At 56.5% G+C, this 16216-nt stretch carries 16 protein-coding genes, 1 other RNA gene and 1 pseudogene; 8 read left to right on the top strand and 10 right to left on the bottom strand.

Translation table 11 applies throughout. The features are described 5' to 3' along the window. From ACR0JG_RS01185 to rnpB, 3 genes and pseudogenes are all read left to right on the top strand, one after another. Positions 1-705, top strand: coding sequence for a hypothetical protein (locus tag ACR0JG_RS01185; protein ID WP_480567264.1), 705 nt, complete (start codon positions 1-3; stop codon positions 703-705). Next, positions 689-1353, top strand: a pseudogene (locus tag ACR0JG_RS01180) (N-acetylmuramoyl-L-alanine amidase). Before ACR0JG_RS01185 ends, ACR0JG_RS01180 begins: the two are co-directional and overlap by 17 nt. 124 nt (positions 1354-1477) lie before the next feature. After that, an RNA gene (rnpB, locus tag ACR0JG_RS01175) (RNase P RNA component class A) lies at positions 1478-1871 on the top strand. 6 nt (positions 1872-1877) lie between these two features. Here the strand turns inward: rnpB and ACR0JG_RS01170 are convergent. Continuing rightward, positions 1878-2210, bottom strand: a complete 333-nt coding sequence (locus tag ACR0JG_RS01170) for a GYD domain-containing protein (protein WP_170392216.1) — start codon at positions 2208-2210, stop codon at positions 1878-1880. Positions 2211-2590: 380 nt separating this feature from the next. On the opposite strand from ACR0JG_RS01170, the gene rpmG reads away from it, so the two are divergent. Together rpmG and ACR0JG_RS01160 are read left to right on the top strand one after the other, a co-directional pair. Next, positions 2591-2758, top strand: a complete 168-nt coding sequence (gene rpmG, locus ACR0JG_RS01165) for a 50S ribosomal protein L33 (RefSeq protein WP_010441901.1) — start codon at positions 2591-2593, stop codon at positions 2756-2758. A 207-nt stretch (positions 2759-2965) separates the two neighbouring features. Further along, a complete protein-coding gene (locus tag ACR0JG_RS01160) occupies positions 2966-3472 on the top strand; it encodes a membrane lipoprotein lipid attachment site-containing protein (RefSeq protein ID WP_480567262.1) in 507 nt (168 codons plus the stop codon). 294 nt (positions 3473-3766) lie between these two features. On the opposite strand, the gene ACR0JG_RS01155 is transcribed toward ACR0JG_RS01160, so the two are convergent. From ACR0JG_RS01155 to ACR0JG_RS01120, 8 genes are all read right to left on the bottom strand, one after another. Then, entirely contained in the window at positions 3767-4822 is a 1056-nt protein-coding gene (locus tag ACR0JG_RS01155; protein ID WP_170392212.1) for an ABC transporter ATP-binding protein, read from the bottom strand. Further along, positions 4822-6069 carry an MGH1-like glycoside hydrolase domain-containing protein gene (locus tag ACR0JG_RS01150; RefSeq protein WP_480567260.1) on the bottom strand — a complete coding sequence of 416 codons (1248 nt, stop codon included), beginning with the start codon at positions 6067-6069 and terminating at the stop codon, positions 4822-4824. The genes ACR0JG_RS01155 and ACR0JG_RS01150 overlap by 1 nt, the downstream gene beginning before the upstream one ends. Before the next feature lie 5 nt (positions 6070-6074). Continuing rightward, complete coding sequence (locus ACR0JG_RS01145; RefSeq protein WP_480567258.1) at positions 6075-7283, bottom strand: carbohydrate ABC transporter permease; 1209 nt, start codon at positions 7281-7283, stop codon at positions 6075-6077. Continuing rightward, complete coding sequence (locus tag ACR0JG_RS01140) at positions 7283-8515, bottom strand: carbohydrate ABC transporter permease (protein WP_170512412.1); 1233 nt, start codon at positions 8513-8515, stop codon at positions 7283-7285. The genes ACR0JG_RS01145 and ACR0JG_RS01140 overlap by 1 nt, the downstream gene beginning before the upstream one ends. Positions 8516-8572: 57 nt before the next feature. Next, positions 8573-9928, bottom strand: coding sequence for an extracellular solute-binding protein (locus tag ACR0JG_RS01135; RefSeq protein WP_170392204.1), 1356 nt, complete (start codon positions 9926-9928; stop codon positions 8573-8575). Then, positions 9925-11082 carry a LacI family DNA-binding transcriptional regulator gene (locus ACR0JG_RS01130; RefSeq protein WP_480568992.1) on the bottom strand — a complete coding sequence of 386 codons (1158 nt, stop codon included), beginning with the start codon at positions 11080-11082 and terminating at the stop codon, positions 9925-9927. Before ACR0JG_RS01130 ends, ACR0JG_RS01135 begins: the two co-directional genes overlap by 4 nt. A gap of 442 nt (positions 11083-11524) precedes the next feature. Next, the gene (locus ACR0JG_RS01125) at positions 11525-12262 is read right to left on the bottom strand and encodes a Bax inhibitor-1/YccA family protein (RefSeq protein ID WP_010441904.1); all 738 of its coding nucleotides are present in this window, start codon (positions 12260-12262) and stop codon (positions 11525-11527) included. 195 nt (positions 12263-12457) lie between these two features. Then, positions 12458-12676, bottom strand: a complete 219-nt coding sequence (locus tag ACR0JG_RS01120; RefSeq protein WP_170401585.1) for a YjiS-like domain-containing protein — start codon at positions 12674-12676, stop codon at positions 12458-12460. Positions 12677-12803: 127 nt separating this feature from the next. On the opposite strand from ACR0JG_RS01120, the gene ACR0JG_RS01115 reads away from it, so the two are divergent. Further along, on the top strand, positions 12804-13682 hold the full coding sequence (locus ACR0JG_RS01115) for a LysR family transcriptional regulator (protein ID WP_170512372.1): 879 nt from the start codon (positions 12804-12806) through the stop codon (positions 13680-13682). Here the strand turns inward: ACR0JG_RS01115 and ACR0JG_RS01110 are convergent. Beyond that, complete coding sequence (locus ACR0JG_RS01110; RefSeq protein WP_480567255.1) at positions 13666-14634, bottom strand: NADPH:quinone oxidoreductase family protein; 969 nt, start codon at positions 14632-14634, stop codon at positions 13666-13668. The two genes, ACR0JG_RS01115 and ACR0JG_RS01110, sit on opposite strands and share 17 nt — an antisense overlap. 337 nt (positions 14635-14971) lie before the next feature. On the opposite strand from ACR0JG_RS01110, the gene ACR0JG_RS01105 reads away from it, so the two are divergent. Both ACR0JG_RS01105 and hisN read left to right on the top strand, forming a co-directional pair. Further along, positions 14972-15343: a helix-turn-helix domain-containing protein gene (locus ACR0JG_RS01105; protein ID WP_170343628.1), complete on the top strand. Its 372-nt coding sequence runs from the start codon at positions 14972-14974 to the stop codon at positions 15341-15343. 44 nt (positions 15344-15387) lie between these two features. Continuing rightward, on the top strand, positions 15388-16179 hold the full coding sequence (hisN, locus tag ACR0JG_RS01100) for a histidinol-phosphatase (protein WP_170392196.1): 792 nt from the start codon (positions 15388-15390) through the stop codon (positions 16177-16179). Positions 16180-16216: the final 37 nt, after the last annotated feature.

Genomic DNA, 16216 nt, shown 5'->3' with positions numbered 1-16216 from the left:
ATGCGCAAATTGCTTCTGATCCCGGCCCTTGGGCTGATCGCGGCATGTGATACCGTTACCCCTGTTTCGGGTACCGGTTTCAATACGCCGGAATATCAGGCGCAGCGCGAGGCCGAACTGGCCGGGCAGGGTCTGGCCGGTAATCCGCTTGCGCCACCCGAGGCGGTTTCAGAGCAGCCGCTCTCGGCGCAGGGGGCTGTTGGTGCCGCACCGACAGGCGACGCCTCTGACATCGCCAACCGGACGGCCATTGCCTTGGCGAATACGTCTGGTCAGGAGACGCGCGTCGCGCCTCTGACTGCAACAAACAACCCAAGTATCTCTGATGAGCAGGATTTTGAGGCTGTCTCAAACCGTCGCAGTATCGATGCCGACGCCGCTCGTATCGAAAAGAATCGGCAGTCTTACGAGGTGATCGCCCCTACTGCCGTGCCCGAGCGTGGCTCTGACGGGCAACCCAATATCGTGCAATACGCCCTGAGCACTTCGAACCCCATCGGTACCCAGTTGTACAGCCGAGCCGGATTTAACCTGCAGGCCAAGGCACAGCGCAACTGCGCTCAGTTCGCCTCTCCTGATCAGGCGCAGATTGAGTTTCTGTCGAATGGAGGCCCCCAGCGTGACCGCAAAGGGCTGGATCCGGACGGCGACGGTTACGCCTGCGGCTGGGACCCCAGCCCGTTCCGCAGTGCCGTCAACAACTAAGCTCTCCCCCATCTGGCACCCATCGCCCAATTTCGGCCCCCGTCGGGATGGGCTGTCACCCAAGCTGATCGTGCTGCACTACACCGCAATGGAGAGCGCTGCTGCCGCGCTTGAACGTCTCTGCGATCCGGGTCCCGAGGTCTCCGCCCACTACCTGATCGGTCGCGACGGTGCGCTCTGGCAGCTTGTCCGAGAGGAAGATCGCGCTTGGCACGCCGGGGCAGGGGAGTGGCAAGGGCAAGCCGACATAAACTCCCGCTCAATCGGGATCGAGCTGGACAATGGCGGAGATCACCCGTTTGCCGAACCCCAAATGCGTGTATTGGAACAGCTTTTGCCCGAACTCATGCAGCGTTGGACCATCGCGCCAGAGGGTGTAATCGGGCATTCCGACATGGCACCGGGCCGCAAGTCCGACCCCGGCCCCCGGTTCGACTGGCAAAGGCTGGAACACCAGCGCCTTGCCGCTCGGCGTGGTACTGCCCTCGATCCGAACGTCAACTTCCGCGAGCTGGCGCAGAACCGGGGCTACACAGCGACGAGAAGACGCTCCTAAATTCCACACGCCTGCGCTATCGCCCGTGGGCCTCAGGCCCCTTGCACCTCGATGATCTCATAGCCCTCTGTCCGCTCCCAAAATCGACCTGATCCGCCCTTCATCTGGCCAAAAATATCTCGGGGATGAATTGGCCGTAGGCCAAGAAGGGGCTGGCCCCTTCACCACCCCAACCCCTCTTGACGCCATCACGCACAGAGCCTACCCAACCCACGCGCGGAGGGCCGGATGGCCGCTGGGGTCGTTAGGCCCGAGAGGAAAGTCCGGACTCCACAAGGCAACGGTGCCGGGTAACGCCCGGGCGGGGAAACTCGACGGAAAGCGCCACAGAAATCAGACCGCCACACATGTGTGGTAAGGGTGAAACGGTGGGGTAAGAGCCCACCGCGCCGCTGGCAACAGTGGCGGCACGGCAAGCCCCACCGGGAGCAATGCCGAATAGGGTCCCCGCGCGGGCCGGTCGGTGCAAACCGATACCGCCGCTAGGCACGCCTTGGCCGAGAGGGACCGGGTTGGCAGCTCGAGCCGCGCAGCAATGCACGGCCTAGAGGAATGGTCATCGAAGGGGGCAACCCTGGAACAGGATCCGGCTTACAGGCCCTCCGCGCATCTCCTGTTACCCGCCTGGAGGTGTGTAGGTGCCGCCAAGTGCTGCAGCTTTTTCGGCGACGGCAACAAATTCCTGCGCCGACCATGCGCGAACGGTCTCGATCCTCGAAACCGCACCCGTGCCCGCGACGGCCATGCCAATTGCCACAGCATCACTGCCTTCAGGCAGTTCGCTGATAACGACGACATCATTGCCTCCGGTGGTTATATAAAATGAGATCAGTCTGCCGCCTGCTTTCTCAAGCAAAGCCTTGACGGGACCGGTGCGATCTTCCGGTTTTGCCAACATTCCTTTGACCCCATCTTGCGAATAAGACGCATAGGTAATGAAAACAGGCATATTTCTCTCCCTTGGTTGCAGTTTATTCGGAGCGCTAAAAGCGGCCGACTCCCTGGCCGTGTCGCGTGCAGGATTGCGCGCAAACCGGAAAAGACCCGGCCAAGTAGACAGCCGGGCGTTGCTATAGTTGTGAGCGGTGTTGTCTGCCGGAATTTACATCCGGCACGGTATTACCTAAGTCCGTAAAACGGGCTTCGAAGGTTCCGGCGACACTATCACAGAATCGTGAGCGCTCCAAATCGACTGCTCTTGAAGCCGTGTCAGGAATTGTTCCCCTAACGCGGCGAATCCGGTTGACTTGGGCGCATGAGCGGTTAAAAGCGCACGCTCATAAGGATTCAACCGAAAGGCCCCTGCCTTTTCGGACGCAGGAGATAACCATGGCGAAGCCGACGACAATCAAGATCCGTCTGAACTCGACCGCGGGCACGGGCCACTTCTACGTGACCAAGAAGAACGCGCGCACCATGACCGAGAAAATGACCATTCGTAAATACGATCCGGTCGCTCGGAAACATGTCGAGTACAAAGAAGGCAAGATCAAGTAATCTGCCCTCTGACATACTTTTTGAAGAAGGACTCTGCCATGCAGGGTCCTTTTTTGTATTGTTTTGGGGTATCTCTTGGTCGGCCTAAACCAAGCAGGGGCGTTGCAGGGGCGCATCAGAGGTTTGGGTGTTCTGAATCTCAGCGGCTTGCTTTTTCTAATCCCCTGCCGCTACGCTTCAGCAACCCTTTCCAAAATGTTGACCGCCATGAAAAAAATCTTGTTGCCCGCTCTTGCTGTTCTGACATTGTCAGCCTGCGAAGACCCCTTTAACCGCGAAGGTGTTGGTTTCACCGGGATTGATGGTGAACCGCGCACAGTGTCGGATGTAAAAGGCGCCGTAGCCTTTTTGCCGCCAGAAACCAACATCCCGGCGGAACTAGCCAAGCTGCCAACGGTCCAGGTTACATCGGACAAAGCCGAGCTTGAAAAGATCGCGGGTGTCGCAATCGATAATGGCGGTCGCTCAGATGCGAATTCAGTTCAACTCACTGGCAGTGATACCAATCTGTACCTGAGCAATGTCAATGTAAACGGTCAGTTGTTCGGTGTCCTGCGTACGGAAAACAACTCCACCAAAGTTGATACATCGGTGGGCTCGGCCTTTGGCGCTCAAACGGAACGCTTTACCGGATGCTTGCCCGCGGGTGATGTATACCGCAAAGGTTCGTCCGAGCGCAGTTCGGGTTTTGCAGTGCCACTGAACTGCCGTTAATTTAGCTTACACAACCTAAGTAAAAGCCCCCGCCATTGGCGGGGGCTTTCTAGTTTCAGTGTTTCTGCAAGTCTTACGAGACGCTGAACAAGGGCCCAAACCCAGCAGCGGTCATTCAATCCATGTGACACACCGGACGATGATCACGCGAGTTCAGAGGCCCCCGCCATCCGTTGGCATCCAAGCAAGCGCTATGCGTGCTCTCTATTTCGCCTCACCGCCAAAGAATAATCAGTGGTGAAACTCAGACCCGATCAGCAGAACTGTTTAACCTCAACTGATAGAAAGCAACGTTCATTGCTCTACCAATGCCTGCCCATTCTCGTCAAAGAAATGAAGTTTGTCGGTGGGAAAATGCAGGCCGATCTTTGCCCCAGGCTTTAGAGCGGTGTCCCCATTCAGGCGCACGGTAACCTTCTCTTCGGCGCCGCAATCCACGATCAGGAAGGTATCTGCCCCCAGATACTCAATCACCTCGATGATGCCATCACATTGCCCATCGCCCGATGATACAACATCGATGTGTTCGGGGCGAATGCCGAGTTTGCTTGCTACACCCGAGCGTGCGAAGTCGCCGCCTCTGCCATGTTCCAAAGTGTAGCCATCGTTCTGAGTCGTGCAAGGCAATATGTTCATTTTGGGGCTACCAATGAACTGTGCGACAAACAGGTTGGCAGGGCGTTCGTAAAGCTCGCGGGGTGTGCCGACTTGCGCGATCTTGCCGTACTCAAGCACGACGATGCGGTCGGCCAATGTCATCGCTTCAACCTGATCGTGCGTCACGTAGATCATAGTGCGCTTTAGGTTCTGATGAAGTTTCGCGATTTCGTAACGCATTTCGACACGAAGCGCTGCGTCAAGATTCGAAAGCGGTTCATCGAACAGAAACGCCGTCGGGTCGCGCACGATAGAACGACCAATGGCAACACGCTGCCGCTGTCCACCGGACAGGTCCTTGGGGCGACGTTCCAGAAACGGTCCCAGCTTGAGAACCTCGGCGGCTTTATTGACCTGCTCTGCTATCTCGGCCTTCGGAACACCCGCGACCTTAAGTGAGAACCCCATATTTTCGGCGACCGTCAGGTGGGGATAAAGCGCATAGGACTGGAACACCATCGTCAGACCCCGCTTGGAGGGTGGGTGATCCGTGACATCATTGCCGTTGATTAGTAGCGATCCGCGCGAGATATCTTCAAGCCCACCGATCATGCGAAGCAGGGTGGATTTTCCACAGCCCGACGGGCCGACGAAGACGATGAATTCACCTTCATCAATCATTAGGTCAACGCCTTTGATGACCTGGGCCGAGCCAAACCACTTTTCGACGGATTTTAGTTCGATGCTGCCCATTAGTTCCTCCCTGCCCAATGCAGCCAAACCGCGGCTGTCCAGGTGAATGAATTCCCTCCGGCAGGGCTGCCGGTCAGAGGATCGTAGTATTCAGCGAAGCCGTTCGTTGCGATCAGCTGCGACGTTTTCTGGCGCAGTGCCTCCGCTTCTTCCAGGTGCCCCATGTCAGCCAATCCAAACCCGATCAGCATATTCATGAACCCCCAAGTGGGACCCCTCCAGTACCTGCGTTGGTCGAAGTTGGGCATCGTGGGGTCATAGCTGGGAACTGGAAAGGGTACTTTTGCAAGCGTCGCCCGCAGGCGCTCCAGCATGTGCTGTGAATCAAGTCCCCCAAACCAGCAAAGATACGACGCGTTAGAGATGCTTCCGGCCCAATCACCAGTCAGCGCATCACGCGAGTCAAACGAGCTCAGCGTTTCGTTCCACAAAGATCGCGCGCCCGCTTCGAGCCTTTGAATGTCGCTACTTAGTCCATCCGCAGCAATTCCAAGCCTTTCGCTGATCTCCTGCAGATCGCGTGCGGCGCGCAGAGTGATAAATGTCATCGTCGGATCTGCGACTCGGAAGGGATTCAGGCTCAGCAACTTCTGTTGATCCCAGTCGGCCTGGCAGCCGATCTGAACCAATTTGATATAGCGGTCATAGTCGTATTTGGTCGGTCGGTCTGCACTGTTGACGTGGCTTGTGTCACGACGCTGGTAGTCTCCGACACCTGTGGGATCTACGCCCTCCATTGCCTTGTCCCAGTCCGGTGCATTGTCGCGACCAGCTTCCCACGGATGCGTGGTGCAGACCGCGCCGTGTTCGTCGAGTCGCCATCTCATGATCCAGCGATGCCACGCCAGCAGAGATGGGAAGAGCGCGCGAACGCGGTCCGCGCCTGCATTGCCATCTTTTTCCCAGATCTTCCGCGCCACAGTTGCAGCCACCGGGGGCTGAATGATGCCAGAGGACGGGATCGGCCCGTGGCCACCCCAGACATCCGGGCCGGGGTAATATCCGTCATCCTGTTTGTGAAACAGGATATGCGGCACCATTCCATCATCCCATTGGCCCGAGAACAGTGTTTCTAGTTCCACCCAGGCTCGATCAATGTCGAACTCGGCAAAACCAAGCGCCGCAATCGCGCTGTCCCAATTCCATTGATAGGGGTAAAGCCCTTCGGTCGGGATGGTGTAGCCGCCGCGATCATTGGCAACCAGAATGTTGCGCGCCTCGCGGTCGGGGTTTGTATGTTGGTTCATCTCAGTCATCCTTTGACGGACCCCGCAGTCAGGCCCTTAGTCATGAAACGTTCAAGTCCCAGGAACAGCGCCATGATCGGAACGGTGGCGATCACCGCACCGGCCATCAGATGCTGTCGGGGAATTTCCGAGGAGTTCAGCATCGTGACGCCTCGGGTCAGGGTAAATTTCGAAGGGTCGTCCAGCAGCATGAAGGCCAGCAGGAACTCGTTCCAAGCGATCATGAAGACGTAGAGCGAGACCGACGCCAGCGCAGGCAGGCTAAGCGGCAGCGTAATCTTCCAAATCACTGCCAGCCGCGAAAGCCCATCCATGAGACCGGCCTCTTCCACTTCCGTCGGCAAACCACGGAAATATCCTTGCAGCATGTACAGCGCGACTGGGATCGTCGTGACCGGGTAGATCATGACGATGCCAAGGATCGAGTTGCGCAAGCCGGTCAGCGAGAACGCGATATAGATCGGCAATGCCAGGACGATCATCGGCACCATGTAGATCAGCAGGATCGAGCGTGAGAACGCCTTTTGCCCCGAGAAACGGAACCGCGCGACGGCATAGGCTCCGGGGACGCTGAACAGCAGGGTGATAAAGACCGTCAGGACCGAGACGTAGAGCGAGGTCCAAAGATAGGTGCCGAAGTTGAAATCGCGAAACAGCTCGGTATAGCTGCGAAACAGCGCGGTGCCTTGTGACAGATCTACCGAGAAATCCAGCGGGTTCTGCAACAGGGCCTGTTGCGACTTCAGGCTGGTCATCACCATCACATAGAACGGAATGATCACGATCGCCGTGAAGAAGATATAGCCAAAGCCCGTGCAGAACCGGATCACGGCCTCTTCGTATTCGTGGCGGGTGAGCTCGCCGAACGGTGTCTCTTTCAGGATTGCGGCAACGGATAGGTGTATCACGACCGCCATCGCCACGACGGTGACCAGTATTGCCTGCAGGGATGTGTCAGAGCCGATCAGGACAGGCCCGACTCCGGTCAGGCAAGACAGGCCTAACAAGGCGGAAACACCCAGTCGGGCCGGTGCGCGTTGCGCCGGGAAGCGGACATACACAAGACCGGCAACAGCCCCCCATATCAAGCAGAGCAAGACCTGTGGCCGGAACGCAGCCCCGGTCGAGAATGACATGGTGATGGCGACAGTAGTGGCGATCACCACCAGCCAGAGCGCGCCTAGAATCGGGGCGGTTATATACCCTTTGCGCATCACAAACCCTCCTCGCGGCTGATGAAGCGGAAGAAGACGAAGCTGAAGGCGATCAGGCACATCAGGATCACAACGGCCACCGCTGCGCCTGCGCCGATGTTCGAAACCGCAAAGGCCTGTTCATAGACATTTACGGTCAGAGTACGGGTGCCGGCATTGCCGCCGGTCAGCAGGAAGATGTCGTCGAACTTGTTGAACGTCCAAATGAAACGCAGCAGGAACAGTACCGACAGGATGCCCAGCAGTTGCGGGATGCTCAGTAGCCAGAATTTCTGGAATGGTGAGGCTCCATCCATATCTGCTGCTTCATACATGCTGGAGTCGATTGATTGCATCCGCGCCAGAATGAACAGGAACGACAGCGGGAAATAGCGCCAGATCTCGAACACTGTCACCATGATCAGCGCCAAAGGGCGTTCCCCGAAGAAGTTGATCGGTTCACTGCTTAGTCCCATCTGCACCAACAATGCGTTGGCAGAACCTGAGAACGGGTCGAACAAGGTGACCCATGTGAAGGCCACAGCGATGACTGGCGCCACATAGGGGAACAGATAGAGGCCGCGTATGAACCCTTGTCCCTTGAAGCTTTTGTTCAGCAACAAGGCTGCAAACAGGCCCATCACCAAAGCTCCAATGGTGCCGACCACGGTGTAGAACAACGTGACCCACAGCACGCCCCAGAACTCGTCTCCATCAAAGACACGGGCGTAGTTTTCCAGACTGAATTCAAGGTTGGTCAGGACGCTGGGTCCGCTCCCGGTCACGCCGGGCTCTGATCCTTCGAGCAGCTCTTCGAAAGCGTCCGGATCTCCGTCCAATGTGACCGGAATACGGATGCGTTCGCGTTGACCGCCTTCCAGTGTGCCGAAATCGCAGAACAGGTTTTGCCCGTCCAGAACACAGGGACTTGCAACTTCGCGCGCCGTCACGCCGTCCGGTAGAACATCTGTCAGGGTGACTCCGACAACGGCGATGTCCTGACTTGAGTTGCGGACGCGGTATTCAATCCGCAGATCGTCTCCCGATCCGCGCAGGCTTTCACGCACCACAGGTGCAGGCGGACGAAGGTCAGACAGGGTGAAGGGCTTGAAGCTGATCCAAAAGATCGCCAGCAAGGGCAGGATCACCACAAGCGATACACTGATCACTGTCGGAGCCAGCAGCGTCCAGGCCAGACGCGCCTCGCGTTTGGCTAGAGCCCCGGTTCCGGTCGGTGGGGTGGCCGAAGACATGGGATACCTCGAAGGGTTGGGTGCAGCGGCGTAATCGCCGCTGCATGTGTCACAAGGTTACTGAACCTTCGCGAGCTCGTCGTTCATTGCGGCCACTGCAGCGGCGGCATCGATTTCATCGTCGATATATTGGCGCACGACCCGGTTAATTGCCTGGCTGTTGATCATTTTGGACGCCAAAGCCAGCTGGCCTTCAGCAACGCCCCAGCGCTGCGCCACGTCCAGACCGCCGACGATCTCATCGATCATCGCCTGATCATACAGCTCGCCCAACGGGGCTTTGCGGTCCACGCCAACAGGCAGCTCTGCCCATGCTTCCGAGAACGCGGTCGGGTTGTCAGCATTACCGCGACGGACCGGGAACTTGCCCTCGGGTGCGATGGCCAGTGTTTGAGTATAGCCGTCGTCCATGGCGAATTTCACGAACTCCATCGCCGCGTCGGTGTCGGCGTCGTTGGTGATGCCAAAGTAACGAACGTCACCCCAAGCCGCGCCATCCGGGTTCGATGGGCCCGAGAAGTTAGTGACGATACCGGTCTTCGAGGCCAGATCGCGCGAGGTCGGATCATCGTTGATCGTCGGCGGGGCGCTGTCGCGCAGACCGGCCAGTTCGTCAAGGATGAAGGGCGACCAGATGATCATCGCTGCTTTGCCATCAAAATACAGCTCGCGCGATTGTTTCCAGAATAGCTCACCCGGGGGCGAGGCTTTCGAGATCGCCTTGTAGAAATCCAATACCTCTATGGTCTTGGCTTCATCCAGCGGCTGGAATCCGTCCGCGCCAACGGGGGTCACGCCATTGGCGAGGAACACATGCTCCAAAACCTGACTCATGAAGTTTTCATCAACTTTGGTTGCAGCAACGAAACCGTACATCTCGGGCGGGTTGTGCAACTGCTCCAGCGCAGCGACGACGTTGGCGAATGAGTTCGGGGCCTCAAGGCCCGCTTCATCAAACAGGTCTTTGCGGTAGACAACCATTTGGGTCCATCCATCGACCGGTACCGACGCGGTTTCGTCATTGAACGCCGCCATACCAAGCGCGCCGGGGGCGAAGGTGTCGGCGCCCAGTTCTTCGATCACTTCGGTGGCGGCTTCGGTGTCCAGAATGCCCGCTTCAGCCCATGGCAGGGCATATTGCAGCGGATGATAGACCACATCTGGCAGGTCTCCGGCGGCAAATGCTGCTGTGGCGCGTGTACCCAGATCACTTTCGGTGACCGGGATAACCTCGACCGTGGTGCCGGTTTCAGCCTTGAACTGGTCAGCCATTTCCTGTTGCTTGGCCAGCCGCTCGGGCTGTTCTTCGGTGGTCCAGAAGCGGATCGTATCCGCCTGAGCTGACGTCGCCGCCAATACTAGCGCAAGCGATGTTCCAAGCATCATTCGCGATGCTAAAGGTGCAAGTTTCATAGTCGGTTTCCTCCCCGGTTATGATCTTTTGAAAGTTGAATTTTTCGGGCCAGTTCCTCGGCTGTAACGCTTGGTGGCCCGTCGGAACTGCGTTCGATCAGATCGGCCTCACCAATCTCACGCAGATCTGCGGGCGCTTCACCGCGAGTCTGACTGATCAGCATCGTCGCAAGGCGTTCTCCGGCCCGCTTAGAATCGACGCTGAACGTGGTTAGGCCAGGGCTGACATATTGGCATTCAGGGATGCCGTCATATCCCAGAATTGATACATCTTGCCCGACCTCGAGGCCCAGTTCTGTACAGACCGAGTAACACCCCAGCGCAGCCAGATCCGTTGCAAACACTATTGCAGTAGGTGGGTGATTCAGCGTCAAAAGCGCGCGTGCCTCAACCGCACCCTCCTCGCGCGTACGAGCACCTTCCCGGATCAACTCGGGATCGGCAGGCAAGGCCGCGATCTTGAGACCTTCAAGATAACCGTCACGGCGCAGATGGCTGTAGTTGAATTTCGGATCGCTACCGACATAGCCGATACGCGTATGGCCAAAATCGACGAGCCGACCGACCGCATCACGGGTTGCAGATTCACCCGAAATGTCGAACCAGGATGTCTCATCCTGCCAGTCCGCCTGCCCATACCCCGTGCGGCCATACATGATGAAGGGAACCTTCAACTCTTGCAGGTATTTCACCCTCGCATCGTCGACCTCGGTCCGGGGCAGAATGAATCCATCGGCTTTGCGCTCTTCGACAAGCCGCCCCAATACATCAAGCATATCTTTTTCGGACTTCGCCGTAGAAATCGTCATCGTCCAGTCGGATGCGCTCGCCGCTTCGCATGCTCCGGCCAGAAAGTCCTGAAGAAATGGGTTATGCCTGTCTGGTTCTTCGCTGTTGATGACCATGGCAATGGCGCGCACCCGCCCGGTTCGTATCGCCTGCGCATGGCTGAGTGGGCGATAGCCCATCTTTCGCGCCGTGGTTTGAACGCGCTTTCTCGTGGATTCCGAGATGTCGGTATATCCATTCAGGGCGCGGGACACCGTGCTCTTAGAAAGCCCAAGATGATCGGCCAATTGATCCAGTTTTACCCTGCCGGGGCCAGAATGACTCCGGGGGCGAGACTGCGGTTGCTGGAGATTTGGATTCGTCATCATTCTTCTATTTGTTTTCTCCGAAACCGGTTTCGGCAATCAAAATTATGAAATTCTTTGATTGGATCGACCAAGTACACGAACGTACCAATGGTGAAAGGCGCTGATGAACGCACATGCTAACTTGCAAATGCGGCTTTCAGAGTGGTGCAAAATTAGGGTTGCGCCAAGAAGGATGACTGCCAACTGCTACAGTAACTGCACGCAGATCATTGTTCGCCGAGCTTTGATGGGAATCGGTGAGTCGAGCATGAGAACTATGCGTAAATACGGGCGACAGCCGGCTATGAGGGCGTGTAAAATTTGTGGAGGCAAAAGAAACTGGTCGGAACATCATGCGATTTCACCAAGGCTTGGTATGGGCTTTTGAAGAGCAACATAAAAAAAAGCCCCGCTTAGCGGAGTGCCAAGCGGGGCTTTCTGTATTCTGTTGGAAGCGGTTTTATTCTCTGTTGCCCAGTAGTTGCAGCAGGAACATGAACATGTTGATGAAGTCCAGATACAGGTTCAATGCACCCATGATCGCCGCTTTGCCAAGCCATTCCTGATCGCCAGCATGAGCCATCTGCAGATAGGTGGTTTTGATCTTCTGCGTGTCATAGGCGGTCAGGCCGGCAAAGATCAGCACACCCAGGATCGACACTGCGAACATGATCGCTGGTGATTGCAGGAAGATGTTGATGACCATCGCAACGATCAGGCCAATCACACCCATCATCAGGAAGGTGCCCATGCCCGAAAGGTCTTTCTTGGTCACATAACCGTACAGCGAAAGACCTGCAAACGCGATCGAAGTCACCAGGAACACTTGCGCGATCGAAATGCCTGTAAAGGCTACGAAGATCCAGCTCAGCGACAGGCCCATGACTGCTGCAAATGCATAGAAAAACAGCTGTGCGCCAGATGCAGACAGCCGGTTGATCGCAGCGCCAAAGCCAAACACCATCGCCAAAGGTGCAAACATCACGATCCAGCCCAGGATATTGGGGCTCAGCGTGACCGGATCACGGAAGATCGACAGCAGTTGCGGGCTCGAGCCCACGGCCCATGCCACGGCAAATGTGATCAGCATGCCTACGGACATCGTGCCGTAGACTTTGTTCATATGGGCGCGCAGGCCCTCGTCTATCTCGGCAGCGCGCGCGCCGGACGCCGTCCGGATCGTGTCGAATTGTGCCATATAGGGGTCTCCCTTCAATATTCTGTTCGCAGCCCACGGATGCGAGCCGGTTTCCCGGTAAATATCGGAGAGTGTGGCCCACGTTTCAAGGGTTTTAAGCCTGAAACTCAGCAAAACTGTCGGCAATTTTTGCAACTGTCGCCAAAAAACCGGCGGCTTGGTCGCCAAATCCCTCAAGCCGCCGGTATTTTCGAATTAATACAGATGTTTGTGCCAGCTGTCGGGCGCGTCCCAGAACGGGCGCTCTGCTTCGTTACGCGCGTCTTTGCGTGAAACGCCGATGTCATTCAGTGCATCATCATCAAGCTGGGCGAGTTCGCGACGCTGACGAGCGAGGCTAAGCAGGTCAAGTATCCGGTCGCCAATTGCCTTACGCTTGATGCGACGAGGGGTTGAGATGGCTATATGGGTCATGAGTATTGCCCTTTCCTGATTGTCTGATGAAACGTGGCGTTTCAATCAATTTCCTTGATCTATATGGAGCAGTCTGACATATTTTGGAAATGAATGTTTATGACGAGTCTCATAAGGAATCTTGAACATGCGAAATCTGGACATCACTACTTTGCGGTCTTTCGTGGCTGTTGCTGATCATGGTGGCGTGACGCGTGCCGCTGGATTTCTTCACCTCACGCAATCTGCAGTCTCAATGCAGCTCAAGCGGCTGGAAGAGCTTTTGGGCCTGGAATTACTGGATCGATCCGGCCGAACCATCGCGCTAACGGCGTCCGGAGAGCAGTTGCTGGCTTATGCGCGGCGGATGATTGCGTTGAATGATGAGGTAATCGGGCGGTTGACGGATCAGGCGTTTGAGGGCGAGGTCGTGCTAGGCGTACCGCATGACGTCGTTCATCCGTTCATCCCGCGCGTGTTGAAGCGTTTCAATGCCAGCTTTCCTCGGGTCAGCGTGAACTTGGTCACTTCCAACACGCGGCACTTGAAAGAAGAGTTCGCACGCGGAAGCTTCGATCTGATTGTGACTACGGAATCGGGTGCGGGCGAAGGTGCCGAAACCCTGCACCATATGCCTTTGCGTTGGGTTGGCGCGCTGAACGGATCTGCCTGGCGCCAAAAGCCTTTGCGGCTGGGGTTTTGCCGGAATTGCATTTTCCGTCCGGTTGCGACAGCGGCGCTGGATGATGCGGGAATCGAATGGGATATGAGCATCGACAGCGATTCCGACCGCACCGTTGAAGCCACCGTCAGCGCTGATCTGGCTGTGGGAGTTTTGCTGGAAGGCACCCAGCCCAGCCATCAGGAACTGATTGACCATGCCGGAGTGCTGCCGGACCTGCCGGTGCAGTTCATCAACCTCTACGGTGCAGAGCGGGTACGTGAGGAATATGTATCAGAGCTTGCGAACCTGCTGCGCCAGAACTTCAGTCATCCAACGGCGCAGCCGCTTAAAGTGGCGAGTTGATGCGGATCACCACCTTGCCAGTGGATTTGCGATCGCGCAGCAGTTCCAAACCTTTTGCTGCATCCTGCAAGGGCAGGACGTGGCTGATATGAGGCTTAATCCGGCCCTCAGAATGCCAGCGGAACAAGGTGCTGAAGCTGTCGCGCACGATCTCGGGTCTGAAATTCAGATAGCCGCCGATATATACGCCGATCACGGTCAGGTTCTTGACCAATAGATGGTTGGCCGGGATCTGGGGCACCTCACCTCCGGCAAATCCGATCGGTAACAAGCGGCCTTCCGGGTTGGTCGCGCGGAAGGCGGCCTTGAAGACATCTCCACCAATCGCATCGTAGACCACGTCAGCACCACCCAGAGCGAGAACGCGGTCGCGCAGGTCTTCGCTTGCGTCAAGCAGATGGTCTGCACCAGCTTTTTGTGCCACGGCCAATTTGTCCTGCCCGCGGGCTTGGGCGATGACTGTCGCACCCATCAGTTTTCCGATTTCAACTGCGGTCAATCCCACGCCACCGGCAGCACCGGTGACCAGTAGGGTCTCGCCCGGTTGCAGTCGCGCCCGGTGCGCAAGAGCAATATGGCTGGTGCCATAGGCAATTTGGATCGCGGCCGCGTCTTCGAAACTCATGGAATCTGGAAGGGGAATTGCCCGGTCCGCATCAAAAACGCCTGATTCGGCCAGGCCGCCTTGACCTGAATAGACTGCAACACGATCGCCCAACTTCAAATGCGTAGCATTGTTTCCAATTTCGGTGACAATCCCTGCAATCTCCATGCCCAGCGTAAACGGTGCTTCGGGGGTGTCTTGATACGTTCCTTTCTGCATCAGAAGGTCTGCAAAGTTCAGGCCGCAGGCGCGGATTGCGATACGAACTTGGTTCTCTTGCAGCGGTGCTTCGCGTGTTTCGCATAGCTGAGCGGGTGCCCCTTTGGTCTCGATACGAAATGCCTGCATCATTGGTCTCCGCTCTTTTGTCGCCATAGGCCGTTTGGCTTGACCGTTTGTCAATTCCATTCGCAATCTTCACAGCGTTAAACTGAATAGGGTGGATCAACTGTTTCCCATTTAGAAACTATCAATCTCTATGTTGGCCGTACAACCACAAACCACTGTTCGAATTCTCTGATTCAACCAGCTTGAAAAAATAACGGATTGCGGCAATATTGTACTATGGTGCTGTTCGGGGGGCACGATCCGAATTAGGGAGTTCTTAAGCAGCGACCCGCTAACTAAGCGGCGATGGCTGCTGTCGCGGTTTCCCGGACAGGTGTTTGTGTAAAGGAGACTACCAATGACCCATCACGTCGATGTCCATGTGGGCAAACGCGTCCGGCATCGCCGCTGGCTGATTGGCATGACTCAGCAGCAGTTGGCGCAGCAAGTTGGTATCAAGTTTCAACAAATCCAAAAATACGAAACAGGGGCCAACCGGATAAGCGCATCGCGTTTGTGGGACATTGCCGAAGCGTTGGATGTTCCCGTCAGCTTTTTCTTCGAGGGTCTTGAAGAGGCTCAGAAGTCGGATGCAGACAAGAAATCGGTTCCTGCGGATTTGATGGGTGACAAAGAAGCGCTTGATCTTGTTCGCTCGTATTATGCGATCCCGGAAAACCAGCGTCGCCGCCTGTTTGAACTGGCACGCGTGCTGAGCGACGTCGCCTGATACAAGCGCTTGACTTCGCGGGGTGTGGGGCGCACGGGTAAGCAATGCAAAACACCCTACGAAGCGATCTAGAGATTGCCGAAGAAATGGCCGACGCTGCGCGGGCGGCCATTCTTCCGTTTTTCCGCCAATCTAACCTGAAGACAGACAACAAACTCGATGCCGGTTTTGATCCGGTGACAGCCGCTGATCGCGAAGCAGAAAAAGCAATGCGTAGGGTGCTGGCTGATCACCGGCCTGAGGACGGTATCCTGGGGGAAGAGTTCGGTCATTCCGAGGGAACTACCGGACGAGTTTGGGTGCTGGACCCAATTGATGGCACGCGCGGTTTCATAAGTGGTACGCCCACATGGGGTGTTCTGATCGCCCTAAGCGATGAGACTGGACCGAAGCTTGGTGTGATCGATCAGCCCTATATCGGCGAACGTTTTATCGGAGATAAAGAGCACGCATTTGTCAAAGGCCCTTTGGGACGCACAGAACTTGGGACGCGTGACACTCGATCTCTGGACCAGGCGATCATCTTCACCACTTTCCCGGAGGTTGGCAGCGCGGTCGAGGCCGCCGCATTCAAGGCGGTTTCTCAGAAAACGAAGCTGACACGCTATGGGATGGATTGTTATGCCTACGCGTTGCTCGCTGCAGGTCAAACCGATCTAGTGGTCGAGGCCGGATTGAATTCCTACGATATCCAGGCTCCAATCGCGGTGATCGAGGCCGCGGGTGGTATTGTGACGGATTGGCAGGGCAATCCGGCTCATAATGGTGGGCGTGCGCTCGCTGCAGCCAATACTGAGATTCATGCGGCAGCGCTAGAAATTCTGAAGCAATACTAAACGGGTTGCCGACCCTTCTTTGCGACTTTAAACTGAT

It is taken from the genome of Ruegeria sp. AD5 (genome assembly GCF_056542345.1).
This window is presented reverse-complemented; position numbering and strand designations above follow the sequence as displayed.